Source organism: Streptococcus cristatus ATCC 51100 (assembly GCF_000222765.1).
Classification (GTDB): domain Bacteria; phylum Bacillota; class Bacilli; order Lactobacillales; family Streptococcaceae; genus Streptococcus; species Streptococcus cristatus.
The window spans coordinates 114,964-138,712 of sequence record NZ_AFUE01000001.1; the positions used below are offsets into that span (position 1 = coordinate 114,964).

24 protein-coding genes are annotated in these 23,749 nt (G+C 41.4%); 2 read left to right on the forward strand and 22 right to left on the reverse strand.

Features of this window, described 5'->3' with window-relative positions; translation table 11 throughout:
• Positions 1-10: 10 nt before the first annotated feature.
• From HMPREF9960_RS00585 to udk, 16 genes are all read right to left on the reverse strand, one after another.
• The gene (locus tag HMPREF9960_RS00585; RefSeq protein WP_005590292.1) at positions 11-775 is read right to left on the reverse strand and encodes a nuclear transport factor 2 family protein; all 765 of its coding nucleotides are present in this window, start codon (positions 773-775) and stop codon (positions 11-13) included.
• Positions 776-778: 3 nt separating this feature from the next.
• Positions 779-1,222, reverse strand: coding sequence for a MarR family winged helix-turn-helix transcriptional regulator (locus HMPREF9960_RS00590; RefSeq protein ID WP_005590291.1), 444 nt, complete (start codon positions 1,220-1,222; stop codon positions 779-781).
• A 188-nt stretch (positions 1,223-1,410) separates the two neighbouring features.
• Complete coding sequence (locus tag HMPREF9960_RS00595) at positions 1,411-2,190, reverse strand: L-threonylcarbamoyladenylate synthase (protein WP_005590290.1); 780 nt, start codon at positions 2,188-2,190, stop codon at positions 1,411-1,413.
• A gap of 99 nt (positions 2,191-2,289) precedes the next feature.
• The gene (gene leuD, locus HMPREF9960_RS00600) at positions 2,290-2,880 is read right to left on the reverse strand and encodes a 3-isopropylmalate dehydratase small subunit (protein ID WP_005590289.1); all 591 of its coding nucleotides are present in this window, start codon (positions 2,878-2,880) and stop codon (positions 2,290-2,292) included.
• Between the two features lie 9 nt (positions 2,881-2,889).
• A complete protein-coding gene (gene leuC / locus HMPREF9960_RS00605) occupies positions 2,890-4,272 on the reverse strand; it encodes a 3-isopropylmalate dehydratase large subunit (protein ID WP_005590287.1) in 1,383 nt (460 codons plus the stop codon).
• 1 nt (position 4,273) lies between these two features.
• The gene (locus HMPREF9960_RS00610) at positions 4,274-4,540 is read right to left on the reverse strand and encodes a DUF1294 domain-containing protein (RefSeq protein WP_005590286.1); all 267 of its coding nucleotides are present in this window, start codon (positions 4,538-4,540) and stop codon (positions 4,274-4,276) included.
• Positions 4,537-5,574: a 3-isopropylmalate dehydrogenase gene (gene leuB / locus HMPREF9960_RS00615; RefSeq protein WP_005590284.1), complete on the reverse strand. Its 1,038-nt coding sequence runs from the start codon at positions 5,572-5,574 to the stop codon at positions 4,537-4,539. Before leuB ends, HMPREF9960_RS00610 begins: the two co-directional genes overlap by 4 nt.
• Before the next feature lie 12 nt (positions 5,575-5,586).
• Positions 5,587-7,152 carry a 2-isopropylmalate synthase gene (locus tag HMPREF9960_RS00620; protein WP_005591952.1) on the reverse strand — a complete coding sequence of 522 codons (1,566 nt, stop codon included), beginning with the start codon at positions 7,150-7,152 and terminating at the stop codon, positions 5,587-5,589.
• 574 nt (positions 7,153-7,726) lie between these two features.
• Entirely contained in the window at positions 7,727-8,728 is a 1,002-nt protein-coding gene (locus tag HMPREF9960_RS00625) for a hypothetical protein (RefSeq protein ID WP_037585969.1), read from the reverse strand.
• Positions 8,729-8,945: 217 nt separating this feature from the next.
• A complete protein-coding gene (locus HMPREF9960_RS00630) occupies positions 8,946-9,644 on the reverse strand; it encodes a TipC family immunity protein (RefSeq protein WP_005590280.1) in 699 nt (232 codons plus the stop codon).
• Between the two features lie 186 nt (positions 9,645-9,830).
• Positions 9,831-10,376, reverse strand: coding sequence for a hypothetical protein (locus HMPREF9960_RS00635; RefSeq protein WP_005590279.1), 546 nt, complete (start codon positions 10,374-10,376; stop codon positions 9,831-9,833).
• A gap of 228 nt (positions 10,377-10,604) precedes the next feature.
• The gene (locus tag HMPREF9960_RS00640) at positions 10,605-11,159 is read right to left on the reverse strand and encodes a hypothetical protein (protein WP_005590278.1); all 555 of its coding nucleotides are present in this window, start codon (positions 11,157-11,159) and stop codon (positions 10,605-10,607) included.
• A gap of 87 nt (positions 11,160-11,246) precedes the next feature.
• Positions 11,247-11,912 carry a DUF443 domain-containing protein gene (locus tag HMPREF9960_RS00645; RefSeq protein WP_005590276.1) on the reverse strand — a complete coding sequence of 222 codons (666 nt, stop codon included), beginning with the start codon at positions 11,910-11,912 and terminating at the stop codon, positions 11,247-11,249.
• A gap of 34 nt (positions 11,913-11,946) precedes the next feature.
• Entirely contained in the window at positions 11,947-12,618 is a 672-nt protein-coding gene (locus tag HMPREF9960_RS00650) for a DUF443 domain-containing protein (protein ID WP_005590274.1), read from the reverse strand.
• Positions 12,619-12,661: 43 nt separating this feature from the next.
• Complete coding sequence (locus tag HMPREF9960_RS00655) at positions 12,662-13,330, reverse strand: YoaK family protein (RefSeq protein ID WP_005590272.1); 669 nt, start codon at positions 13,328-13,330, stop codon at positions 12,662-12,664.
• Between the two features lie 40 nt (positions 13,331-13,370).
• A complete protein-coding gene (gene udk, locus HMPREF9960_RS00660; protein WP_005591973.1) occupies positions 13,371-14,006 on the reverse strand; it encodes a uridine kinase in 636 nt (211 codons plus the stop codon).
• 104 nt (positions 14,007-14,110) lie between these two features.
• On the opposite strand from udk, the gene HMPREF9960_RS00665 reads away from it, so the two are divergent.
• On the forward strand, positions 14,111-15,091 hold the full coding sequence (locus HMPREF9960_RS00665; RefSeq protein WP_005590270.1) for a Gfo/Idh/MocA family protein: 981 nt from the start codon (positions 14,111-14,113) through the stop codon (positions 15,089-15,091).
• A complete protein-coding gene (locus tag HMPREF9960_RS00670) occupies positions 15,084-16,172 on the forward strand; it encodes a DEAD/DEAH box helicase (RefSeq protein WP_303620868.1) in 1,089 nt (362 codons plus the stop codon). The genes HMPREF9960_RS00665 and HMPREF9960_RS00670 overlap by 8 nt, the downstream gene beginning before the upstream one ends.
• 82 nt (positions 16,173-16,254) lie before the next feature.
• Here HMPREF9960_RS00670 and HMPREF9960_RS00675 read toward each other — a convergent pair whose 3' ends face one another.
• The 6 genes from HMPREF9960_RS00675 to HMPREF9960_RS00700 all read right to left on the reverse strand — a co-directional run bounded on the left by HMPREF9960_RS00675 (position 16,255) and on the right by HMPREF9960_RS00700 (position 23,569).
• Complete coding sequence (locus HMPREF9960_RS00675) at positions 16,255-17,652, reverse strand: polysaccharide deacetylase family protein (RefSeq protein ID WP_005590268.1); 1,398 nt, start codon at positions 17,650-17,652, stop codon at positions 16,255-16,257.
• Positions 17,653-17,741: 89 nt separating this feature from the next.
• Positions 17,742-18,128: a lactoylglutathione lyase gene (gloA, locus tag HMPREF9960_RS00680; RefSeq protein WP_005590267.1), complete on the reverse strand. Its 387-nt coding sequence runs from the start codon at positions 18,126-18,128 to the stop codon at positions 17,742-17,744.
• A 74-nt stretch (positions 18,129-18,202) separates the two neighbouring features.
• The gene (locus HMPREF9960_RS00685; RefSeq protein ID WP_005590266.1) at positions 18,203-19,582 is read right to left on the reverse strand and encodes a sensor histidine kinase; all 1,380 of its coding nucleotides are present in this window, start codon (positions 19,580-19,582) and stop codon (positions 18,203-18,205) included.
• On the reverse strand, positions 19,572-20,246 hold the full coding sequence (locus HMPREF9960_RS00690) for a response regulator transcription factor (protein WP_005590265.1): 675 nt from the start codon (positions 20,244-20,246) through the stop codon (positions 19,572-19,574). Before HMPREF9960_RS00690 ends, HMPREF9960_RS00685 begins: the two co-directional genes overlap by 11 nt.
• 120 nt (positions 20,247-20,366) lie before the next feature.
• Positions 20,367-20,807 carry a hypothetical protein gene (locus HMPREF9960_RS00695; RefSeq protein WP_005590264.1) on the reverse strand — a complete coding sequence of 147 codons (441 nt, stop codon included), beginning with the start codon at positions 20,805-20,807 and terminating at the stop codon, positions 20,367-20,369.
• 218 nt (positions 20,808-21,025) lie between these two features.
• Positions 21,026-23,569 (reverse strand): M1 family metallopeptidase, encoded by a 2,544-nt coding sequence (locus HMPREF9960_RS00700; RefSeq protein WP_005591931.1) that lies wholly within the window; start codon positions 23,567-23,569, stop codon positions 21,026-21,028.
• Between the last annotated feature and the right edge of the window lie 180 nt (positions 23,570-23,749).

Sequence of the window (23,749 nt, forward strand, 5' to 3'; positions counted from 1 at the left end):
GTATCTCCTTTTAAAACTTCCCTCGGTTGGTCAAGTCTTCTACCTTAGGCATGACTTCTTTATTGTCCCAATGCTCAACAATCAAGCCATTCTCCAAACGGAAGATGTCATACTGGGCATAGGCAACGCCATCAATCTGAGTCTGCCCATAGCTGACCACATAGTTTCCTTGTCCCAAAAGTTGGAAAACAAAGTCAAAAGTAACCCCATGTTCAGCCACATAGTCTTTATAAGCAGCACTTCCTTGTCCAATCTCATGATTATGCTGAATCAAATCGTCTGCTACATAATCACTCCACTGCTCCAGTTCCCCATTTTGGAAAATTTCTGTCAAGAAACGGCGAACTAACTTTTTATTTTCTGCTGTCTTATCCAAATCCTTGATCTCAAAATCACCAAAAATCTGATCTAATTGGCCATTTTCAGGTGTTCGATAGTAGTCAATAACATCCCAATGCTCCACGATACGACCATTCTCATCCGCACGGAAAGTATCTGTCGTCACCCATTGAGCTTCCCCACCATTGAGATATTGATGAACATGGACGAAGACTAGATTGCCGTCTTCAATAGTGCGAACAATTTTCATCTCACGCTCGGGATGGCGCTCAAAGAAATTTGCAAAGAAAGCCGCAAAACCTTCTTTCCCATCTGGCACACCTGTCGAGTGTTGAATGTAGGTATCCCCTACAGACTGGGCTTGAGCCTCAGCAACACACCCGTCTTGAATGGCATGAATATATAAATTTTGCGCATTTTCAACTTGTTTTGACATGATTTATGCCTCATTTGCTTTCTCTTTCAGATTGGCTAAAATACGTTCCTGATAACTTTCAAATTGGCAAATTTCTTCCTCTGAGAAGCCTTTATAAAAAATAGCATCCAACTTTTGACTGATACGATGGCCAACTTCCTTCTGAGACCAACCCTGCTCTGTCAACTTGACATATTTTTTTCTCTTATCTATTCCACATGGACTGATGGTGATCAGATTTTGCTCCTCAAGCTTCTTAATCATGGTTGTTAGCGTATTGTTAGCAAGACCAGTCGCAAGCGCAATATCTGTCGCCGTAGCGCAACCTGTCTCACTATTCCATAAAACAGTGAGAATCTTGCCCTGCTCACTCCGATAAAGGGTTTCAGGATCCTGACTCAGTAACTTTTGAAAAATCCGCCCATTCAACAAACGAATATGATGGGCAACTAAATGACTATCTTTCATACTTCCTCCAATTTATTTCTATATCGAATTTTTTCTATTTATTGTAACACCCGATATTACACTTGTCAAGGATTTTATTCGATTTAGAAATAATTTAAAATTGGGTAAAGATCTTTAAACTCAAAGTTCAAAACAAAAAGCCCAGTGTAAAGAGGAAATCCCTCTCCCACACTGAGCTTATTTTTATCTTAGTAATATTCACCCTGACGGTAATCCCATGAGTTAAAGGTATCTGACAGGTGCATCATGATTTTGTCGATGTCCAAGCCTTTGCGGATGACCACTGGTGCTGGTGAGATGGAACGTTGCCCACCTTGTTCTGGAATCAGTTTTCCATCTTTATCCACCATAGAGACCATAACGCCTTGCTCGTAGCGAGTTTCAATGGTCTTGTCTGGCTGGATAGAGGCTACATAGTCATCTGCTTCAATAACCAAATCAACAGCATTTTCGATGCGCTCTCCAATTCCTTCTACCTTGCCGCGGTTTCCTTTACCGGATGGGTTGGCTGAGGAAGCATAGACCATCTTACCTTCTTCCCAAAGCTTAGCTGCCAGCTGCTCGCCCGCCTTACCAAACTTAATAACAAAACAGCTAGTGCCACGAACATCTGTCATCAACTCTTCCCGACCGTCGCCATAGGCTTTGAGCTTTTCAAAAGCTTCCGGCTTCCATGGAAGGATACAGCCCAAGAGGATGTCTTCATCCCAATGCTTTTGGTAAAAAGCTTCAATTTCCGGATTGAGTTGTGCTAAAGCGCGAAGCTCATCCATACTGCCACAGAGGACAACACCTGGCTTATTACGGTTACGTGCCTTAGCTTCGAACTTACGCTCCAAGCCAGCTTTATCGCTGGTCATGATGATGTAACCCACCTTGGTCGGGCAAACGATGCAGCCGCCATCGCCTTTCAAGATGTCATAGCCTTCTTGTGAAAGAGTTCCGTTCCATTGAATGTGTTTTGTCATAAGTTTCTTCCTTTTCTATTAAATTAAGATTTATTTTACCATATATTTTTATTGGAAACAAGATTTTTTCAGAATTTTCTCAATATAGCAAAAATAAGGTTACTGCCAATAAGATGGACGATTTTTTTCATATTCTGCAATCAAATCCTCATACTGGAGTGTAATGCCGATGTCATCCAGACCGTTGAGGAGCTTGTGCTTCCATTCACCATCAATGTCAAAGGAGAATTCTCCCACCGGTGAAAAAATCTTCTGCTGCTCCAAATCCACCGTCACTTCATCCGTCGGTTTCAGATTCGCCAAGGCTTGCCGCACTTCTAGCGGCTGGACAATTGGTAGCATACCGTTATTAAGCTCATTGTTGTAGTGAATATCCCCGAAAGATCCAGCAATGACTACCTTGAAGCCATAGTCAGCCAAGGCCCAGGCAGCGTGCTCCCGAGAGGAACCCGCCCCGAAATTATCTCCTGAAATCAGAATAGTTGCCTTGCGGTACTCCGGTCTATTAAAGACGAAATCAGGATCTTCAGTATATCGATTGTCCAGATAACGCCAAGCATACATGAGATACTTGCCAAAACCTTTTTTATCAATCAACTTGAGAAACTGCTTGGGCAAAATTTGGTCCGTATCGATATTATCGTTCATGAGGGGCACTGTTGTCCCCGTGTAGATTGTAAATTTTTCCATAAACCTTCCTTACTGGACCTCCGGTAGTTGGCGGACGTCTACGAAGTGCCCGGCGATGGCTGCCGCTGCGGCCATTGCCGGACTGCAAAGATGGGTTTTAGCTCCAAATCCCTGCCGATCCTCAAAGTTCCGATTGCTAGTCGAAGCACAGTGAACTCCGTCTGGCACCTTGTCTGGATTCATTCCCAGGCACATGGAACAGCCCGGATCGCGCCACTCAAAGCCTGCATCCATGAAAATTTTATCCAGTCCCATCTTTTCAGCAGCCCGCTTGACCGGACGAGAGCCTGGTACGACGATAGCAGTCAGATTGGGAGCGATATGCTTGCCAGCGACAAACTTAGCCGCCAGCTGCAAATCGCTGAGTCTGGCATTGGTACAGGATCCGATAAAGATATAACCTAGGTCAATATCTTCTGCTTTCTTACCCGGGGCGAGGTCCATGTAATTGTAAGCCCGCTCGTCGTTCATATCGCGGATTTCTGGGAAAGCCGCGCCAAACTCTACTCCCATAGAAGGATTGGTTCCCCAAGTTACCATAGGTGCCAGCTCGGAGACATCCATCTCAATGACCTTATCATAGACAGCATCAGGATCACTGACCAGAGTCTTCCAATCAGCTACCGCCGCCTCAAAGTCCTTGGGAGCGCCCGGCCGCCCTTGAACGTAATCATAAGTCTTCTGGTCAGGATTCATAATGCCCATCTTGGAGCCAAACTCAATGGACATATTGCAGATGGTCATACGCTCTTCCATGGTCAGATGGTCAATCGCATCACCGGCATACTCTACCACATAGCCAACACCCGCAGCTACACCGTATTTGGCAATTAAAGCGAGGATAAAATCTTTTGAATAAACACCTTTAGGTGGAACTCCGGTAAATTTGACCAGCATTTTCTTGGGTTTGACTTGCCAAATGGTCTGCGTGGCAAAGACGTGCTCCACCTCTGAAGTACCAATTCCAAAAGCAATAGCTCCAAAAGCTCCGTGAGTAGCCGTGTGACTATCGCCACAGACGATAAATTTGCCCGGTTGAGTCTTGCCTGTTTCGGGTCCAACCATATGAACAATCCCCTGCAGTTCCGATCCGTGAGCCGCATGCTCGATGCCAAAATCCTTGACGTTCTCAGAAAGTTTATCAATCTGAGCCTTGGAAATCACATCCCGAATATCATAGATATTGACCGTAGGAACATTATGGTCAAAAGTTCCAAAAGTTAAGTCCGGTCGTCTAACCTTGCGACCGGCATCTCGAAGTCCTTGAAAAGCCTGAGGGCTGGTTACTTCATGAATATAATGCTGATCCACATACATAAGCTGGGGTTGACCTTCTTGGCCTGTTATTACGTGTCTTTCCCAAATCTTATCAAAAATTGATTTTCCAGCCATACTAGCTTCTCCATATGTAATACAAAATTCCAATTTCCACTATTATTCCGCAAATCCAAGCCAACCAGAAATACCATTTTCTGGTCTTGTGGTGAAAGAGGCGACCACCTAAGAAAGCGCCCAAACCTCCGGCTCCTAATGCTGACAAGAGCAAAGTCTTCTCTGGAATGCGGTAGTGATTTTTCTTAGCCTTACGCTTATCCCAGCCATAAAGGAGGAAAACGATAAGGTTCCATATCAGGCAAATACCTGTTAGTATCCATTTCATAAGTTATTGATAATGGCCTCCGTCATTTGAGTTGTTGTCGCCTGACCGCCCAGATCTCGCGTTAAAATCCCTTGAGCCAAGGTCTTTTCAACCGCTGCTTCAATCGCTTCTGCAGCTTCTAGCTCTGCAAAACTATCCCGCAGCATCATGGCTACAGAAAGGATCATGCTGATAGGATTGGCAATACCTAGCCCTGCAATATCAGGAGCTGAACCATGGATAGGCTCGTAAAGACTTGGCCCAGTAGCCGAATGACTGGCTGATGGCATAACTCCCAGCGTCCCTGACAGGACACTGGACTCGTCGGATAGAATATCCCCAAAAAGATTTTCCGTTACAACAACATCAAACTTAGCAGGATTGGTAATCATGAGCATCGCAGCGCTGTCCACCAGCTGGTGCTCCAAGGTCACATCTGGATAATCCTTGGCCACCTCATCTGCTACTCTGCGCCAGAGCTTGGATGTCGCTAGTACATTTTGCTTGTCAATACTGGTCACGCGCTTTCTGCGACCACGCGCAATGTCAAAAGCCTTACGGACAATTCGCTCCACCTCTTCATAGCTGTAGTCATTGATATCCCGCGCGGTTCTGTCTTCCAAAATATGCTCGCCAAAGTAAATCCCACCAGTCAGCTCGCGCACGACCACGAAATCCACACCAGCAATTCTTTCAGGTTTCAAAGGCGACAAATGCTTCAGAGCATCGAAAATCTTAACTGGGCGTATATTGGCATAGAGTTCAAGCTCCTTCCGCAGAGCGAGCAAGCCTTGCTCAGGACGAACTGGAGCATTATCATACTGGGGACTGCCGATAGCTGCTAGGAGAATAGCATCCGCCTCCTTGGCCGCTTCTAGAGTTGACTGAGGCAGAGGATGACCTTCCGCATCGATACCAGCACCCCCAAAAGCCTTCTCCGTGATATGATACGTAAAACCGAACTTGTCCGCAACAGCAGCAAGTACTTGGAGACCGGCTTCCATGATTTCTGGGCCGATACCATCACCCGCCAGAGCTACAATTTCTTTTGTCATAGTCGCTTCCTTCTAATTATTTGCAGGCAGATCGCGGTAGGATACCTGATGGCCGATTTCACCGGCATTTTCCTTTTGCACAAAGGTATTGGCATGGATATAGGCAATGGCGCTGGCCTTAAGAACATCAAAGTCAATACCAGAGGAGTTGAAAATCGTATCTGTATCCGTATTTTCAATAGCTACTAAAACACGAGCCTGAGAGTCAATTCCGTCCGTCACGGCCTCAATATTATAGGCTAAAAGTTGAACAGATTGGTTAAAGAATTGGTCAATAGCATTAAAGATAGCTTCGACACTTCCCTTGCCTTCTGCCACACAGTTGACCGTCTCACCGTCGCCATTAACCAACTGCACATCTGCTGTGATGGTATGATCGTCATTGGTCGTCAGCTGCAGATCATTAAAGTGGAAGCCTTCTGGATTTTCAACTGTAGTTCCAGCAATCAGAGCCCGAATGTCAGCGTCCGTGACTTCGTTTTTCTTATCAGCCAAGGCCTTAAACTTAGCAAAGAGCTCATTAATTTCAGATTCTTCAAAGTCCAGAGACAGTTCTTTGAGTTTTTCAACAAAGGCGTGGCGGCCAGACAGCTTGCCAAGCGGAAGTGAATTGCTCTTGACTCCAACCAGCTCAGGAGTAATGATTTCATAGGTCAGTGGATTCTTAAGAACGCCATCCTGATGGATACCGGACTCATGAGAGAAGGCATTGCCACCAACAACCGCCTTGTTCTTAGGCACTGGAATACCTGAGAAGCGGGACACCAACTCAGAAGTGTTGATGGTTTCATTAAGGACAATGTCTGTCTCAACTTGGTAATAATCCTTGCGAATTTCCAAGGCAACCGCTACTTCTTCCAACGCAGCATTACCAGCACGCTCGCCAATACCATTAATAGTGCCTTCCACCCGTCTAGCTCCGTATTTGACCGCGGACAGGCTGTTGGCTACCGCCATTCCCAAATCATCGTGACAGTGAGGACTATAGATAATCTCACGATCTGTTTGGACATTGTCAATCAGATGCTTGAAGATATTGCCAAACTCTTCTGGCGTGGTAAAGCCGACTGTGTCTGGAATGTTGATGTAGCTAGCACCTGCATCAACTGCTGTCTGGACAACTTGAAGCAGAAAATCCAGCTCGGTCCGTGTCGCATCCTCAGGTGAAAACTCGACAATCTCAAACTTAGAGCGAGCATAGGAAACGTGCTCCTTAATGGCTTCTAAAATCTCTTCCTTGGACTTTTTCAGCTTGAACTCTCTATGGATGGGACTGGTTGCAATAAAGACGTGGATCTGCGGATGTTTGGCATCCTTGAGTGCCTCGTAGCAGGCGTCGATGTCCGATTTAACCGAACGCGCCAAGCCAGTGACAGACGCTTTTGTAATGACTTTAGCAATCTCTTGCACTGCCGCAAATGAATCTGGACTAGCAGCTGGGAAACCAGCTTCAATAGCAGAAATTCCCCATTTTTCTAGTTGCTTAGCAATGGCAACCTTTTCCTTAATAGAGAAATTCACTCCCGGTGTCTGCTCACCGTCCCGAAGGCTGGTATCAAGAAACTCAACTTTTTGCATAGACTTTCCTCTTTCTTTATCGTTTAAAACAGCTATAAAAATCAATGAGAGATACAACTATGGAATGAACTTTTAGTTCGCTTTTCTCAGTATATCCTAGCAAAGATTTTCGTGAAGAATAAAATAAAAACATCTCGCTGGAAGCCAAGCGAGATGTTGATTTACTCCCGCTTGGTAAGCCAAACAGGACTAATGCTTTCGCACTAGCCCGAGTAACGCAACAACAAAGCAAAGTCTGAAAATTGAGTTGACTTCATGTTTGACTGACTCCTTTTGAAATGTTATTGATTAGTATTTTAGCACAGTATCATTCAGCTGTCAACAGATAATTCGATATTTTCTGAAAATTTTTAATATGCTGGATTATTTTGTGGCATTATTAGTATAAATGCGAGAAAGAAAAAGAAGCAGGCCAGCTCCTTCTTCTAGTAATATATTGACTACAAGGATAAAATTTTGAAAACCAGTCATTCCTCCCTATTAGAAGAGAATCATACGCGGCAAATCTGCCAGCCTTATACCATTGCTGATCCCCATGCTTTCCAAATCAACTTTTCCATCTTTGATTTCTATATTACTTTTCTTTTTCTAATACTTTCAAATATTTAGATTTTTTAAATTGCCCAGACAGGAGCAAGAGCAAGAAGCAATACCATGTCACAATCGTCAAAAATAAAAGTAGGAAACTGCCAAATAGAAGATAAAGCCAAGAGAAAACAGCTGAAATCAAGGCAGAGAGGAAAATGAAAGCATAGGTTTTTAGACCGTTAGATTTTTGGGTGGCAAAATAGTCTATAGGCATCTCATAAGGCACTACTTCAACTACTGATTTCTCCCTTCTATTTTTAAACTGGTAAAGAGCCAGTAAAAGCATGAAAATGAAGGAAAAAAGTAAAGGGAACAAACCTCGTACAGTCAGATTCTCCGTTAATATATACAGGCCATAAGAAAAACCAGCACTTGGTAGAAAAATCATTGGAAAAGGCACACTTTTCCCTACAAAAAGCTCATTTCGCTTAATATCATAAAACACAGTCCTTTTGACATTTCCTTGATCTGCTCCAAATTCGATAAAATCAGCCAGCTTCCTAGTAACTGCCAATGCTGACTTTGGTTCTTCATGCGCTTCATCTTCAATGATCTCTAACTGACCAAAAGCATTCAGTTTCCACGAATCTTCCTTAGGCAGAGGATGTATTTTCCCTTCAAGATGTTCTTGAATAAATTGCTGGAATTGACGGTTCTTCCGCTTACTTCCAATTAACTTCAGCGTTACTTTTTGACTGCTGCCATTTTGGGTCAACGCTTCCCCTACAATAAATAAAGGCCATTCATAACTGCCACGATAAGCGTGTCTATTCTTTCCGAAGTAAAATGTCACTGAAGAAAGTGGAAAGCGATAGCATTTGAAATTTCGGAAAACAAGCAAGTATTGACCATCAAGCTGGATTTTTCCCATAAAAGCAAAGGCCATCCAACCTACTGTGAGCAATAAAGAAACTGATACTAAGAAATAGAAAAGATTTGCTGACCGATTTTCTTCTAGGAAAATATTAAAAAAACTGGTCACCACCATTAAACTAAATAGACTAAGTAGTCCCAGTGCTGATCTTTTATAGATAACAATCGATGGCTTTTTTATCAATTCGCATCCTCCTCTACTCACCATTTTACTCATTAAAATCCTACAAAGGTTGCATCGCCTCTAATAATTTAACCTTGAATCGAAAAGGCCTATAACGTTTTTTGAGTAAAAAAACTTATTAAATTCTGTCTGGTTTAGTATAACCTATTTACTCTTTCCCTATGGTATCCGAGTATTTCACTTTCAAATCGCCCATATTTTCTTTAGAATAGCGCTGACTTCCCTCTTTAAACCAGATATCCAGAAAATAGGTGTAGAGAATTTGATCAGATTTTTCTGCCAACCAAGTCTGATCAATATCGTAATCCTTCAGATAGTCCAATATCTCCTCTTTTGACACTAGACTCTTACGCGGGGGCTCTCCCCCTCCAAGAGAGCGATAAATTTCATCTGCTGTCCTGACATAGCCCCTTTCTTTAGATTGATTAATAAAAGCTTGAACAGTAAAATCCGAAACTTTGGAGAAAGCAATGGAGACATTTTGTTTAACGAAACCCTCCTCATAGACATAGTCAATATTGAGATAAGTTTCTCCTGATAACTTTTTACTATACAAAACAGCAAGCAAACCATCGGAATTGATATATAGCTGCAAATCTTCATCATCTGCCAAACTAGGTTTAGCTCGGCGATAGTATATCCAGGCCGGCTCACCTACATATGCCGTATTACTTTCTATAATCCTACTCATGACTGGCAAACCAAGAATATTTTTGTAATGAACGCTCGCATAATAGATTTCATCAATTGGATTTTTTAGTGAGTCATAGTCCCGATATCTTAGAAAACCAAAGACACAGCTACCTACTACAAGGAGGGAGAAGAGACTTAGAAAAAATTTTTTCATATCAGTTTACTCCTTTTGTGATCAAATCATTGCTTCATTTGCCACAATTTATAGTTGGGAAATTATAGAATACAGGACCATGCATTTCAAAGCAAGATTTTGATTATCAGTCTTTATTTACTTAACATCTAATGAATAACTAGGAGACATCATCTTCAAGATCCTATTATTTCAAAATCTTAAAAATTAAAAGTCTCCTTTTTGTAGAGTTTGAATGATGAAGGGCCATTTTTGTAATTGATAATCTGCATTTAGTATAAATAAAGAAAGTAAAATTCCTAGAAATAGCAGAAAGATATCTCCAAGCACACCTAATAGAAATAGCCAGGCACAAATCAAAATTGCTAAATATATCACTGATTTCAGTGTAAGAAAAACTATGTGTCTTCTTCTAAGGCTTTTTACAAAATTAGCCAACACATGTTTATCAAGCGCAGATTTTTGAAGTTCTAGCTTTGATTGATAACTTTTTGTAATCCATTGGGCCAATAGATAAGAGATTACAAGTAGAAATAGAACTAGGAAAATTCGAGTACTCCCACTTTCAAATATACCAGTTTTTTCAATACCAGTCATCAGAAATCTTAGAACGTAAACAGTTATCGGCACTAAAATATAAGACAAATAATTAGGAGGTTTTACCTCTTCTAATAATGTTTTATTTTCAAAATCAAAGTGGTAATACTTATCCTTATAAGCACCTAAATTAACCAACTTTGCTTTATTTTTCAACAATATTCTCCTTGGTAATCAGCTTATTCCATTATATATTTGATTCAAATAATTGCTGGCGATTATAAATCGTGATAATCATTTTTTAATACATTATCACCTATACTAAACTTTTCCAATTTCCTACCAGACTAGTCTAATAGCAATTTCATCTTTATTATCATATAGAGAATAGTGATTTTTACTTCCTCTTTATTAAGCTGGACAACATTACCTATTGGTAATAACTTAAGTATTAGATATTTCCTCGGATAATTTCTTTAACATCAAAAATCTTTTGATTGGTCGAACCCCAAATGTTAAAAAATAGGAAACTGGGAAAAAAAGACTAAATAGGATAAAGTTATACAAGTTTGCTTCTTGAAGATAGGTCAATAAAAATTGAAATGTCATTACAGAGAAAACAATACCTGTCAATGAGAGGAACAACAAGTTATTCTTGCATTTCTTAATAAAGTCAGACCAACCAAAATAATTACTAGGATTAAAACTTATCAATTCTTGATCATGTTTGAGTTTCAGAGCCCATTCTGCTAAAAGAACAATGGTGAATATCATGCTTATAAGCAAACCATATTTTACAAAAGAATTTGAGAAAGTATGAAAACCGATGGAAGATAGTAAGTTGGTTAGCACCAGTCCAGAAGTTAAAACTGCCCATTTAATGTCCCATACCTTATCTGGTTTATAAGAGTAAGAATAGAGTTTCCCTGATTCAAAATGATAGAAAATATCTTGTTCTTGAAAATTTCCAAGAAACAACAATTTTTTAAATGTAGTCACTTTGGTCTCCCGTATTATTGAATATTTTACTCATTCAGAATTTTATTTTTACTAGCACTGCAGCTAACAACTAGAAAACAAATACCTTTATTTTATACCACTATCTTTCTCATCTCTTTCTATTGTATACTGACAATTCTCACTATAGCTTAGATCACCTGCTAACAGCGTAGACATTAGTAATATAAGACAATGAAATATCAGGAAAGCTAAAGTCCCCCAATTTAAAATGAAAAAGCTAAACAAAAAGATTAGGAAGTTGAGAATCAGAACGCCCTTAAACTGCTTTTTCATCCAAGGAGCCAATTTAGTTAATCTTATTTTTCCCTTCTCTTTTTTGTAAAGACTAAAATCAAATTTCTTTACTAAAGACCGAGATGATAAAAAATAGATTAGATTTGCAAGTATTACTGCTAGTATAAAAGCAAGAAACCAATAAATCCATCTTTCAGTAAATGAGAAGCGAGGTAAATTAAGGTATGCATATAAGCTGTCACTAGTTCGCATCCGCCCTGCCCATACTGAAACAGCTAAAAATATCGGTGCTGGAATTAGAAGGGTCTCCAACCAATGTTTTTTACGCATTCGGATTTCCCAAAATTGCGTCTCTGTCAATCGGTAAATCGTTCGATTGCTAAACCAATTCAGATAAGGAAAAAAATAACCCCACAATGTTGGTAGCTTATCCAATAGAAAGTATTCCTTACCATCCTCTAATAATATATAACGAAAATTCACATGGTGCGCTCGCATAATTAGCTCCTCAAAAGTTTTTTATACCGTTCCCTTAGCCATTTTTTATTCTTATCCAATAATTACTTGCCGGCCGCATGAAAAACATATTCCCTATAAATAACCAAAATGTCAAAAATATTAACAATCCAATATGACCAATATAATTATCCATTATGTTCGTTAAAAAAGCGGCAATAATCATTACTGTAAACAACACTGATATAATATACGCAAAAATACTAAAAAGCAATTCTTTAACAAAGCAAGGATAAACGTAAATCGTATGATAGCTACTATTTTTTAATCCACTAGGGACTTCATAAGCCACTGTAAGCCATAAACGCAAACCAAAAACCAATAATACAATTAGAATAGCCAAAAAATTGCTAATTCTACTTGAATCAAATTTCAAAAATTGATTGATATCAAATACTCTCGATAGAAGCATGGCACCTACGCCAGTTCCTAAGCTATAGCCAAGACCATGTTTTTCAAAGGCCTCTTTTAACCGAGCATTCTTCTCCTCTGATTGAGACAATTGCTCATATTCTTCCTTACTCATCTCATAACATCTGTGAGGTACAAAGTAAATCAACAAGGGCAAGAAGTAGACAATCAAAAAAGGGCGTTCTACATCCAGAAGATAATAGTTATCCTCTGTTTTTAGTATGCGATAACGAAGATTGCTTCTAGCCAAGAGCTTCATTTCAGCCTTTTTAAACATTTATATCCTACCTTTTTAATAATTTACAAATCATGCTTCGTCATTATCTTCGTACATACTGAACCAAGCGGAACATCATGAAAGCAAATAGAATTCCTGCAACGATCCAAATGGTTCGCAAGGCGTAAAATTGGAGCAGGTAGGTAGAAATAATGGCTCCGATGACAAAACTTCCTAACAAAGCAACAAAGAAAATGCCCTCTTTTAAGTATGGTTTTTCCTGAGTTCTCACAAAATTTCCAAAAGCCACCATCGTTTTCTTGATATTTCCTGTCATAAAGGAATTATTGTAGACTATGCCATCTACCTCGCCAAAAGCTGTCGCAACGACTCCCATACAGAAAGCAATAGGAGGAACGATCAGCATATTAGGCACGGTACTTGGCATAAAGCCTACCAGAGTACAGATGAGCACCATTGGTGAAATGCTACTTACTCGCCATATTGACTGCTCAAAAAAGGGGCGGAAAACTGTTATCAGAAAAATTCCCAGCATAAAGGCTAGCATGGTAGCCAGTTTGACTTCAATTTCTCCAGTCTTGTGATGAATCAGCTCAACGGACAAAAAGACGACGTTTCCTGTCTGGCCCGCAACCAATGTGCCCCCGCGCTCCATGAAAGTGTAAGCATCCACGAAACCTGCGCAAAAGGTCAGCAAACAGGCAAAAAACTTTGATCGAGAATGGAATTCTCTTTTGACGAACTTTCTCATAATTTACCCAAAAAGTCCAGTGTAACACCAGACTTCCTTTCTATCCTTCTCTAGCTTCCTCCAAAATCTTTTCAATCTTGGTGGTAATCAAATCAATCGCAACTTTATTAGAAGCGCCCTCTGGAATGATGACATCCGCATAGCGCTTGGTCGGCTCGATAAACTGATGGTACATAGGCTTTACGACACCCAGATACTGCTCAATGACACTATCCAAACTGCGTCCGCGCTCTTCCATGTCCCGCTTAATCCGACGAATAATCCGCACATCATCATCAGTATCGACGAAAATCTTGATGTCCATCAAATCGCGGAGGCGTTGATCTTCCAAGACCAAAATTCCCTCTACAATGAAGACATCCTGCGGTTCCTGACGATAGGTTTTATTGCTGCGCGTGTGCTCCGTATAGTCATAGGTCGGGATGTCCACTGGGCGGCCAGCCAAAAGCTCCTTAATCTGCTCAATCATGAGGTCTGTATCAAAAGCAAAAGGATGGTCATAGTTGGTCTTAACCCGCTCCTCAAAGGTCAAATGAGACTGATCCTTGTAGTATGAATCATGCTCAATCATGGAAATCTTTTCATTAGGAAAATGATCTAAAATCGCCCGAGATACACTGGTTTTTCCCCCACCAGATCCACCTGTAACACCGATAATAATAGGTCTGTTTTGCATTGTTTTCTCCATTACTTGTTATCTTATCTATTTTACCTTAATTCATGATATAATGAAAGGGTGAATCAAGAAAAATTCAGGAAAATCATTTTAAAGGAGAAAGTATGTTACAACTCGGTATCATCGGTACGGGAACCATTTCCCACGAGTTTATCAAAGCAGCTCAACTAAGTGGTGAGTATGAGTTTACAGCTGTTTACTCAAGAACTTTGAGTGCCGCGGAGCGTTTTGCGCAAGCTTATAAAAACGTCGCACTCTACACCGATATGATTGAATTCTTATCTGCCGACCTAGATGTAATTTATATCGCCAGTCCTAATAGCCTCCACTTCAACCATGCCAAGGTAGCCATTTTGGCTCGAAAGCATGTCATCGTTGAAAAGCCAGCTGTATCAAGGCCTGAAGAATGGCAGGAATTGGTTAAGCTGGCAGCTGAACATCAGGTTTATATCTTTGAGGCAGCCAGAAACTACCATGAAGCAGCTTTTGCAGTCATTCGTGACTTTCTAAAGGACAAGAAAATTTGGGGAGCTAATTTCACCTATGCAAAATACTCTTCCAAGATGGGAGCCCTGCTGAGTGGACAGGAACCAAATGTTTTTTCTGCTAAATTCTCAGGCGGTGCTCTGATGGATCTGGGTGTCTACACGCTTTATGCAGCTGTCCAGCTGTTTGGTGCTCCACAAAGCGTTTGCTATACAGCTCAACAACTGCCAAATAGCGTTGATCTCAACGGTTCAGGCAGTCTGATTTATCCTGATTTTCAGGTTCGTATCCAAGCTGGAAAAAATATCCATAGCCAGCTACCAGCTGAAATCTATACGGACCAAGGCACTCTGACCCTAGATGGTATCGAGTTTATCCGCTCTGCCATTTTCCAAAAGCTGACTGGAGAGACGGAAAGTCTAGCTATCCACCAAGCAGAGCACCAAATGCTGGAAGAGGCTCAGGCTTTTGCTCGTGTGCTTAAAGGCGGCCAAGAAGAGCTTTATAGCGACTACCTGCAGGCTGCTACTGCTGTGCATGAGTGTCTGTTTGCCATGAGAAAAGATGCTGGCATTAGATTTGAGGTTGACCATGATTAAAGAAACATTTCCAACAGTCTGGCAGGACCAGCTAAATCAGCTGGGTTTTGCTGAACTGACTGCTATCCAAGAAAAAATATTCCAGCCCATTTCTCAGGGACAGACGGTGCTAGGCATCAGTCCGACCGGTACGGGCAAAACATTGGCTTATCTCTTTCCTAGCTTGTTGAAATTGAAGCCTAAAAAAGCGCAGCAGCTTTTGATTTTAGCTCCAAATACAGAGCTAGCGGGACAGATTTTTGATGTTTGTAAATCTTGGGCGGAGCCTTTAGGCTTGAGCAATCAACTCCTCCTCTCTGGTAATAGCCAGAAAAGACAGATTGAGCGACTCAAGAAAGGTCCTGAGATACTGATTGGCACACCGGGTCGGATTTTCGAGCTCATTAAGCTCAAGAAAATCAAGATGATGAATGTTGAAACTATTATCCTAGATGAATTTGACCAGCTTCTCAGTGATTCCCAGTATGCGTTTGTTGATAAGATTCTGCATTATGCACCGCGTGACCACCAGCTGATTTACATGAGTGCTACAGCTAAGTTTGACCAAGAGAAGATCGCCGAAAATACCTTGCGCATCAGCATTGACGACCAGACTTTGGACAATATCCAGCACTTCTATATGCAGGTGGAGAAACGTGATAAGGTTGAACTCTTGCGCAAACTATCCAATGTAGAAGAATTTCGTGGGCTAGTCTTTTTCAACAGCTTGTCAGATTTGGGCAGCGCTGAAGAAAAGCTTCAGTACCGAGGAGCTAGTGTGGTCTCTCTAGCCAGCGATGTCAATGTAAAATTCCGCAAGGTCATTCTTGAGAAATTTAAAGATTACGATATCACACTCTTACTGGCGACTGACATAGTTGCGCGTGGCATTGATATTGATTCCCTAGAGTGCGTAGTCAACAACGAAGTGCCGCGCGCTTTGGAAACCTACACCCACCGTTCTGGCCGAACAGGTCGGATGGGCAAGGAAGGCTATGTCATTACCTTCATCAGCCACCCAGAAGAACTAAAAACTCTCAAAAAATATGCCTCTGTTCGAGAAATCATCTTGAAAAAACAAGAACTGTATGTGTGTCCTTAAGCGAGAATTACGCTCATCAATATTTTTATTTGATGGTAGCAAAGCAAAAAGCATTGGAAACTTAATATTCCCAATGCTTTTTTCAATTTCTACTGTAATAAATCTGATGTGGTTGAAGCTGATTTTCTAATAGTTCATCAACTGTCACCAAAGTATAGCCGTTGTTCTTCAGATAGTCAAGAACGCTTGGCAGAGCATCGATGGACGTCTGATGGATATCATGCATGAGGATAATAGATCCCGGCTGGGTCTTCACGATCTCCTGCATAATAGCCTTTGTATTACGCGTTTTCCAGTCAAGACTGTCCACGCTCCACATAATAAAGGACTGATCGACAGCATTTTGAACCGTAGAATTGATGGCTCCATAAGGCGGTCTTGTGATCATAGGTCGGATACCAGTCGCCTTATAAATGGCTTCCTGAGTGTCTAAAATTTCCTTTTTGGATTGATTCAGAGGTAACTTAGTCAAATCTGGATGGCTCCATGTATGGATGCCGAGCTGATGGCCTTCATCAAGGACACGTTTAGCCAGTTCTGGATTGGCAGCAACATTTTGTCCCACCATAAAGAAGGTTGCTTTAGCATTGTAGCGTTTCAGAATTTCCAAGGCCTGAGGAGTCGTTTTACTGTCGGGACCGTCATCAAAGGTCAGGGCAACCATTTTCTCATGCCGCTTGGTTTCATACTGCTGGTAAGCTTCCAAATCAGCCCCCTGTAAATATTCTGGACGGATTAGATCATAAAAACTAGACAGAGGAACTGTCACGCTCGACACACCGTTGATTTCTTTGGGCAAACGAATGGAAAATAAACTATCCTCGTAATGAAAATTCCACTGGCTCAACTCTATTTCTCGGAGGGTATTTAAAGCTGCTGTTTGCTGACTTTCCTCCACCTGTCTAAAGGTCAGCTGACTGGTCAACTCCTTCAGGAAAATTTCCTTGGCAGCTTCTGGATTTTGAAACAGCTTGTCCAAAGTCACCGCTGTGCCTTCCTGATTGATATAAGTCGAGGCTACTTCTCTTGCTTCTTCAGACTTGATGTCTCTTTTTGAGATGCTGTAATCTTTTCGCTGAATGACTACTTCCTTGGTATTGGCCAGACTAGTAGACTTCTCCTCCGTATAGTAAAAGGTCAAAGCCGTCAAGTTTTCCTTCTGCTTCTTGTCATCTGAAATGCTCTGACTGTCCTGCAAGATTTTATCTTTGACACTTTGAAGAGGCTGCCCATTCATCAGAGGATAAAAAGCTGCCACGTAATGGGTGCCAATCCTACCAGACTGCTTTTCGGCATTGTCAGCATGCTCTTGCTCTTCCTTGGCAATCACTTCTGTAACCTTTTTCTGGAACTCCTGTTCCTGAAACATTTCATAGATTCGTAGTCCGCCAAAAATAAGAAGTCCTAAGAAAAGCAGATTCAGAAGACTGAGAATCAGTCTATATTTTCGTCTACGCTTCCTTTTATGTTGTCTTTTCATCTATTATCCCCTAAGCTATTGTCATAAAATGATTCTGATGTTAAAAAACTTGTATCTTACAAGTGCTAAAATACAAGTTTCACCTATTTTTAAAGACTTTTTTCTCGAATCACTTCGACCTTGTAGCCATCAGGATCTTTGATGAAATAATAATTCGGTGGATTTCCAGGCAGCCCTTTTGGTTCAGTCACTTCATAGCCCTTAGCAGCATGCTCAGCGTGCAAACCTTCCAAATCAGGCGTGCTAAGAGCAATATGAGCAAAGCCATCACCGATTACATAAGGTCCGTGGTCATAATTATAAGTCAATTCAAGCTCATAATCATCTCCATCCAAACCGAGATAAACAATGGTAAAAGCGTGCTCTGGAAAGTCCTTGCGACGTAGTTCCTTGAATCCAAATGCATCTTCATAAAAGGCAATCGAAGCCTCTAAATTTTCCACTCGTAAACAAGTATGCAACATTTTTGATGTCATAGTTGTACCTCTCTCATTTCTTTCTTTTATTATACCGCAAAAGCAGTCAAATTTGAAATAATATGAAAAGTTTTTCAGCTTTTGCTAATTCGTTTTCTAATATCTGACCTAAGGGGAACTTTGATTTCAAAGATGGTTCCACGCGGTTTGTTGTCTTTGACTGTAATGGTTCCTTTTAAGGCGTCCACGATTTGTTTCGCCAAGGATAGTCCTAGTCCAAATCCACCTTTTTGACGAGTCCGTGCCTTATCCACCCGATAAAAACGATCGAAGACTTTTTTCTTGTCATCGCCCGCAATCCCTGGACCATTGTCAGAAATACGCAAGGTCAAGCTCCGATCATTGGCGGAAGCCACGAAATAGATCTCTCCATCTTCTTCCGTGTATTTGATAGCATTATCAAAAAGGATGGTCATAACCTGCTTGAGCAAGACCTTGTCTGTCGTGATTGATTTTGAAACCAGATTTTTGAAATCAAAGACCTTGTCGCTTTCCTCTGCAATAATAGCATAGTTAGAAAAAGCTGTCGTGAAGAAGTCTGGTGTGACTTCACCGTATTCTGGCTTGATACCGTCATCGCGCCGAGCTAGGTTGAGTAAGTTGGTGGTCAACAGGCGCATATTTCGCACTTCCTCTAAACTGGACGCGATACTCTCACTAGACTCCATAATCGTAGCCTCGGGCTTACGGAAAAGAGATTCCAGACGATTTTGCAGCACAGCTAGAGGCGTCCGCAATTCGTGGCTAGCATTTTCAACAAAGGATTTCTGCTTCTGCATGCTATCCAAGAGAGGCTTGACACTCATCCGCGCCAGATAGATACTGGCAATCAAGGAAATACCCCAGAAACTAATCATGACGATGGCAATCAGCTTTTCATGCTTTTCGCTAGTCTGCTCCAGCTGGCTGATACTAGTCATGACAACTGCGTATTTGACATTTTCAATTTCATCATTTGGATCAATGTCAAACATATAGGCCCGATAACTCTCGACCTGTCCATAGCTATTAGTTAGTTGTATTTGCTTGATCTGATTAAGAAAGCGTTTGTTAAATTTAATCGCATCAAAGTTTAAAAAGCTATTTTTTGCTGATACATTCTGATAATCATCATTCAAAAGAATAGCTGAAGTATTGGCGCTAACATTTACCCTACCCGGTTCCTCAATCTTGATATCATGAGCTTGCACAGACTCTGAATCTCTGTTCTCTGAATCCTTATTCTCTGGCTGTTGGTATTGCCGGCCCGTCGTCCGATAGGCTAGATTGGCTACCCAGGCGGGATTTTGACTGAGACTTTTGAGATTATCATCAACGGTCGTGTAAAGGCTAGAGCGCATGACTTGGATAATAATGAGCGTCATGGCCGAAAAAATCAGGGTGAACACACCAAAATAGCGAATGAAATAAGAAAAATCATCCGCATATAAGGCTTTTTTGAGTTTATTCAGCATTCTTTAAAATGTAACCGACACTGCGAAGGGTTTGAAGATTATTCGCAAAAGCCGTTCCTTTCAATTTTTTCCGAATCTTAGATACATAGACTTCCACCACAGAAATCGTTGTATCGCTGTCAAAGCCCCACAAACGATCGAAGATTTGAGTCTTGGGCAAAATAACATTCTGATTCTGAAGGAAGTATACCAACAAATCAAACTCTTTACCCAGTAGCTCAACTTCTCTTCCATCTACCAAGGTCGAATTGGTCGAAAGATTGACCGTCACATCGCCATAGGAAAGGGTATTTTCATTAAACTTACCAGAGCGTTTGAGCAAGGCCTGAATCCGCATCTTCAGCTCTTCCAGATAAAATGGCTTGGTTAGGTAATCGTCAGCTCCGAGTTCAAAACCATGGCCTTTATCATCGATACTTTCCTTGGCAGTCATGATGAGGACAGGAGTGCTCACCCCTTTTTCACGCAATTCTTTGAGTACTTGGAAGCCATCTTTTTCAGGAAGCATCAAGTCCAGTAGAATCAGGTCATACACGCCACTTTCTGCCTCGTATAAGCCTTCTTCGCCGTCAAAGATCTGCATAACATCTGCAAAATCATCTAAAAAATCAAATACTGAGTTTGACAGACCGAGGTCATCCTCCACTAATAGAATCTTAATCATCCTGTTCCTCCCTTTCTAGAAAAAGCTTATGCTGTGTAGTTTAAATTGAGACATGGTAAACACTTCTCATTCTATCTTCACTTATCTTTTTCTATTATATCATGACTTGTCGAAAATGCTTTAAGAATTTGTTGTTTTCGAGTTATTTTCGTTATTCTTATCATCTTTTGTTGTGCCGTCAGCGTTTGATGGCTTCTTTTTTGATTGATTTCCTTCTTGTGGTCCCCCTGGTTGACCATTTCCTTGTGGTGGCTGGCCTCCACCTCCAGGACCGCCTTGACCATCTTGACCGTTTTGCCCCCCCATCTGTGGTGGCATACCATTTTCATTTCCCTGCCCCTGACCTTGAGGAGTTTGTCCGCCTTGACCTGGCATCTTGCCATCTTGCTTGTTTTGCTGAGGCATAGTGGCTTGTTGCGCTGAGCTCTGTTGCGGACTTTTCTGGGTCAAGGCACCAATTCCATAGCCACCAATTGCTCCGACAGCTAAAGAGGCACTAGCTACTGCTGTCATCCACCATTTGGTACTCTTTTTAACTACAATCATTTTTTCCATATCCATTTTAAAGTTTTCCTCTTTCTAAATTTTGTATTTCATGGATTTTAACACTATGAAGCAATATAAAGTTTGATTACACAAGTTCACATCTTTTCACGTGCTAGAGTTATTATAGGGAGTTTTGCTTAAACGGGACTGAATTTTTTCTTAAAGAAGACTGAAACTATGGGATTCTAAGCAACAAAAAAGACCAGACTTTATAATCTGATCTTTTCATTAGGCTAAACTGATGCCTTGATTGCATTTTCCACCGCTGCTTTTTCACGGGCAATCAAGTCAACACGCGCTGCGATTTCCTTAATTCCCATGCTGATATTACGGCTGATAGCCATATCGTCCAGCTGCGGTTCAAAGAAGGCCTTGTATTCTGCTAGTCTTTCTGCTGTCTTGAAGGCATTAGCTGGATAAATGACGAATTTGTCGAAGCTCATGTCGCCACCCAAAGCCGCTTTAATCCACTCCCAATTCTCACGCGCCCAAGTCCAAGCAGTAGCTTGAGTAAATTGATGATTCAAGAGAGGGAAATACCAACTCATGGCCAAATCTTGTGGTTTCACAATATCCTTGTTTTTCAAAGATTCCAAGATACGAGCAAGTGTTTCTGCGTCCTTAGTATAAGCCAAAGCAGATGCCAATTGACGTTTGAAGCTGCCGTCAACTGTCGAAACATAATCATTCAAGTATTGGTCAGCCAATTCTTTGCTCTCATAATGCTTGATTTGATTGATGAGAATATGCAAGCGAATAGCTGCAGGCAATTTCTCTAAGTCCTCTTGATGAGCGGCAAAAATGCGACTTGCTTCTTGGCTTGCTGCTTGATCGTCAGCTGAAATCAGACTTCCTACAACGATCTGACGAACCAACTCATCTTCATCACTTTCGCCTTCTTGTACTTCAAAGCCTAGACGGTCAAAGTTGAATTTGCTAAGTTTAAGAACCAATTCATGATAGGCTTTCTCGCACTCGCTTCCTTCGTCCACAAACAGCTTAAGACCATTCAAAACAGCTTTGACTCCTGAAACAACCAAATAGGAGGTTTCTTCTGTTAGTTTTTCAATAACTGGAACCAAATCAGCAAATGAAATGCTGCCTGCTTCAGCTAAAAGACGGCGCTCTTGCACCACTTGAAGCTTGCTGGTACTATCCAAGTCTGTAATACCCTCTAAAATCTGCTCAAGCAAGACACCTTGATAGTCCGTGATATAGTGGGCTGTGTTTTCTGTATTAAAGCGCAGAGCACCTTGGTTTTGAGCAGCCAAGGCAGAGTAATTTGGAATTTCCAGGGTTTCTGTCTCCAGCGTATCTGGCAAACCTTTCCAATTACTATTTAAAGGCAAGACCCAAGTGCGTTTCTTATCTTCGTGCTCCCCGATAAAGAATTGTTTTTGAGAGAGTTTCAATGTATCGTTTTCTACTGTAGCCGTCAAAACAGGGTATCCTGGCTGTTCCAACCAAGAGTCCATAAAGGCTGCTACATCACGACCAGAAGCAGCTCCCAAGGCATTCCAAAGATCACGACCGATGGTATTTCCATACTGGTGTTTAGCAAAGTAAGCGTTCAATCCTTTAGCAAAGGCCTCATCACCCAACCAACGACGAAGCATGTGCATAAGGCGGCTTCCCTTGGCGTAAACGATAGCCGGATCAAACAAAGTATTGATTTCGTCGGGGTGCTTCACCTCTACATGGACAGACTGAACTCCGTCTGTCGCATCTCGTTTGAGCGCCAAAGGCACACCTGTGGTTTGGAAATTCTCAAAGATATTCCAGCTTGGTTCAATCGCATTGACACAGACGTATTCCATCATGTTGGCAAAGCTTTCATTGAGCCAGAGGTCATCCCACCACTTCATTGTGACCAAGTTACCAAACCATTGGTGAGCCAACTCATGGGCGATAACAAGTGCCACATCTTGACGGCTGGATACCGTAGAATTTTCATCTACCAAGAGGTAAATTTCGCGATAGGTCACCAGACCCCAGTTTTCCATAGCACCAGATGAAAAGTCCGGCAAGGCTACGTGCAGCGACTGAGGAATCGGATATTTGACACCATAATATTCTTCGTAAAATTCAATAGAGCGAACCGCAATGTCCAAAGCAAATTCTAAGTTGCTAGCTGGGTGAGCCTTGGTTGCATAAACACCGACCAAAGTGCCGTTTTTAGTTTTAGCAGTAATGCCTTGCATATCCCCAGCAGCAAAGGCCAAAAGATAAGAAGACATGCGAGGCGTTCTTTCAAACTTCCAAATGCCTGTCGCTTTCCGGTTTTCAACGTCGATTTCAGGCATATTAGACAAAGCTAGTTCGCCTTCTGCTTGGTCAAATTTCAATGCCAAATCAAAAGTCGCTTTAGCTTCTGGCTCATCCACGCTAGGAAAGGCTTCACGGGCAAAATGGCTCTCAAATTGCGTGGAAATGATCTCTTTTTTCACTCCATCTACTGTATAGTAAGATGGGTAAATCCCCGTCATATTATCTGTAATCTTACCTGTATAGGTCAAGGTTACTTCCACAGGACCCGCTGATGCCAATTCAACGTAAAGAGCTTCATTATCATTATCAAGAGTGAAGGGACGAGCTTGTCCAGCCACTTCTACGGCCTCAATCGTCAAATCCTTTTGGTGCAAGGAAATTTTCTCAGCTTTGGCTTCACCGGTAATGGTAACTTTCCCTGAGAAAGTCTTATCCGCACGATTTAAATCCAAAAAGAGATCATAGTGCTCTGGAACAAAAGTATCAATAAAATGTGCAACTGCTTGCATGTTTTTCTCCTCATCTAATTGAAGGGGCTGGTAATAAACCAACCTCCATTCAAGATTCATCTCTTACTATTCTACCATATTTAGTGACTTTATACTCATTCCAACTGACTCAAAATTGATTTTTGACTTCAAACATAAAGTAATCATTTTAAAGACATCCTGTTATTCTCTTTTCTCCTC

Excerpts from the sequence above, each read along its gene's own strand:
- HMPREF9960_RS00585 (WP_005590292.1), bottom strand. The coding sequence starts at position 775 with ATGTCAAAACAAGTTGAAAATGCGCAAAATTTATATATTCATGCCATT.
- HMPREF9960_RS00590 (WP_005590291.1), bottom strand. The coding sequence starts at position 1,222 with ATGAAAGATAGTCATTTAGTTGCCCATCATATTCGTTTGTTGAATGGG.
- HMPREF9960_RS00595 (WP_005590290.1), bottom strand. The coding sequence starts at position 2,190 with ATGACAAAACACATTCAATGGAACGGAACTCTTTCACAAGAAGGCTAT.
- leuD (WP_005590289.1), bottom strand. The coding sequence starts at position 2,880 with ATGGAAAAATTTACAATCTACACGGGGACAACAGTGCCCCTCATGAAC.
- leuC (WP_005590287.1), bottom strand. The coding sequence starts at position 4,272 with ATGGCTGGAAAATCAATTTTTGATAAGATTTGGGAAAGACACGTAATA.
- HMPREF9960_RS00610 (WP_005590286.1), bottom strand. The coding sequence starts at position 4,540 with ATGAAATGGATACTAACAGGTATTTGCCTGATATGGAACCTTATCGTT.
- leuB (WP_005590284.1), bottom strand. The coding sequence starts at position 5,574 with ATGACAAAAGAAATTGTAGCTCTGGCGGGTGATGGTATCGGCCCAGAA.
- HMPREF9960_RS00620 (WP_005591952.1), bottom strand. The coding sequence starts at position 7,152 with ATGCAAAAAGTTGAGTTTCTTGATACCAGCCTTCGGGACGGTGAGCAG.
- HMPREF9960_RS00625 (WP_037585969.1), bottom strand. The coding sequence starts at position 8,728 with ATGGTGGTGACCAGTTTTTTTAATATTTTCCTAGAAGAAAATCGGTCA.
- HMPREF9960_RS00630 (WP_005590280.1), bottom strand. The coding sequence starts at position 9,644 with ATGAAAAAATTTTTTCTAAGTCTCTTCTCCCTCCTTGTAGTAGGTAGC.
- HMPREF9960_RS00645 (WP_005590276.1), bottom strand. The coding sequence starts at position 11,912 with ATGCGAGCGCACCATGTGAATTTTCGTTATATATTATTAGAGGATGGT.
- HMPREF9960_RS00650 (WP_005590274.1), bottom strand. The coding sequence starts at position 12,618 with ATGTTTAAAAAGGCTGAAATGAAGCTCTTGGCTAGAAGCAATCTTCGT.
- HMPREF9960_RS00655 (WP_005590272.1), bottom strand. The coding sequence starts at position 13,330 with ATGAGAAAGTTCGTCAAAAGAGAATTCCATTCTCGATCAAAGTTTTTT.
- udk (WP_005591973.1), bottom strand. The coding sequence starts at position 14,006 with ATGCAAAACAGACCTATTATTATCGGTGTTACAGGTGGATCTGGTGGG.
- HMPREF9960_RS00665 (WP_005590270.1), top strand. The coding sequence starts at position 14,111 with ATGTTACAACTCGGTATCATCGGTACGGGAACCATTTCCCACGAGTTT.
- HMPREF9960_RS00670 (WP_303620868.1), top strand. The coding sequence starts at position 15,084 with ATGATTAAAGAAACATTTCCAACAGTCTGGCAGGACCAGCTAAATCAG.
- HMPREF9960_RS00675 (WP_005590268.1), bottom strand. The coding sequence starts at position 17,652 with ATGAAAAGACAACATAAAAGGAAGCGTAGACGAAAATATAGACTGATT.
- gloA (WP_005590267.1), bottom strand. The coding sequence starts at position 18,128 with ATGACATCAAAAATGTTGCATACTTGTTTACGAGTGGAAAATTTAGAG.
- HMPREF9960_RS00685 (WP_005590266.1), bottom strand. The coding sequence starts at position 19,582 with ATGCTGAATAAACTCAAAAAAGCCTTATATGCGGATGATTTTTCTTAT.
- HMPREF9960_RS00690 (WP_005590265.1), bottom strand. The coding sequence starts at position 20,246 with ATGATTAAGATTCTATTAGTGGAGGATGACCTCGGTCTGTCAAACTCA.
- HMPREF9960_RS00695 (WP_005590264.1), bottom strand. The coding sequence starts at position 20,807 with ATGGATATGGAAAAAATGATTGTAGTTAAAAAGAGTACCAAATGGTGG.
- HMPREF9960_RS00700 (WP_005591931.1), bottom strand. The coding sequence starts at position 23,569 with ATGCAAGCAGTTGCACATTTTATTGATACTTTTGTTCCAGAGCACTAT.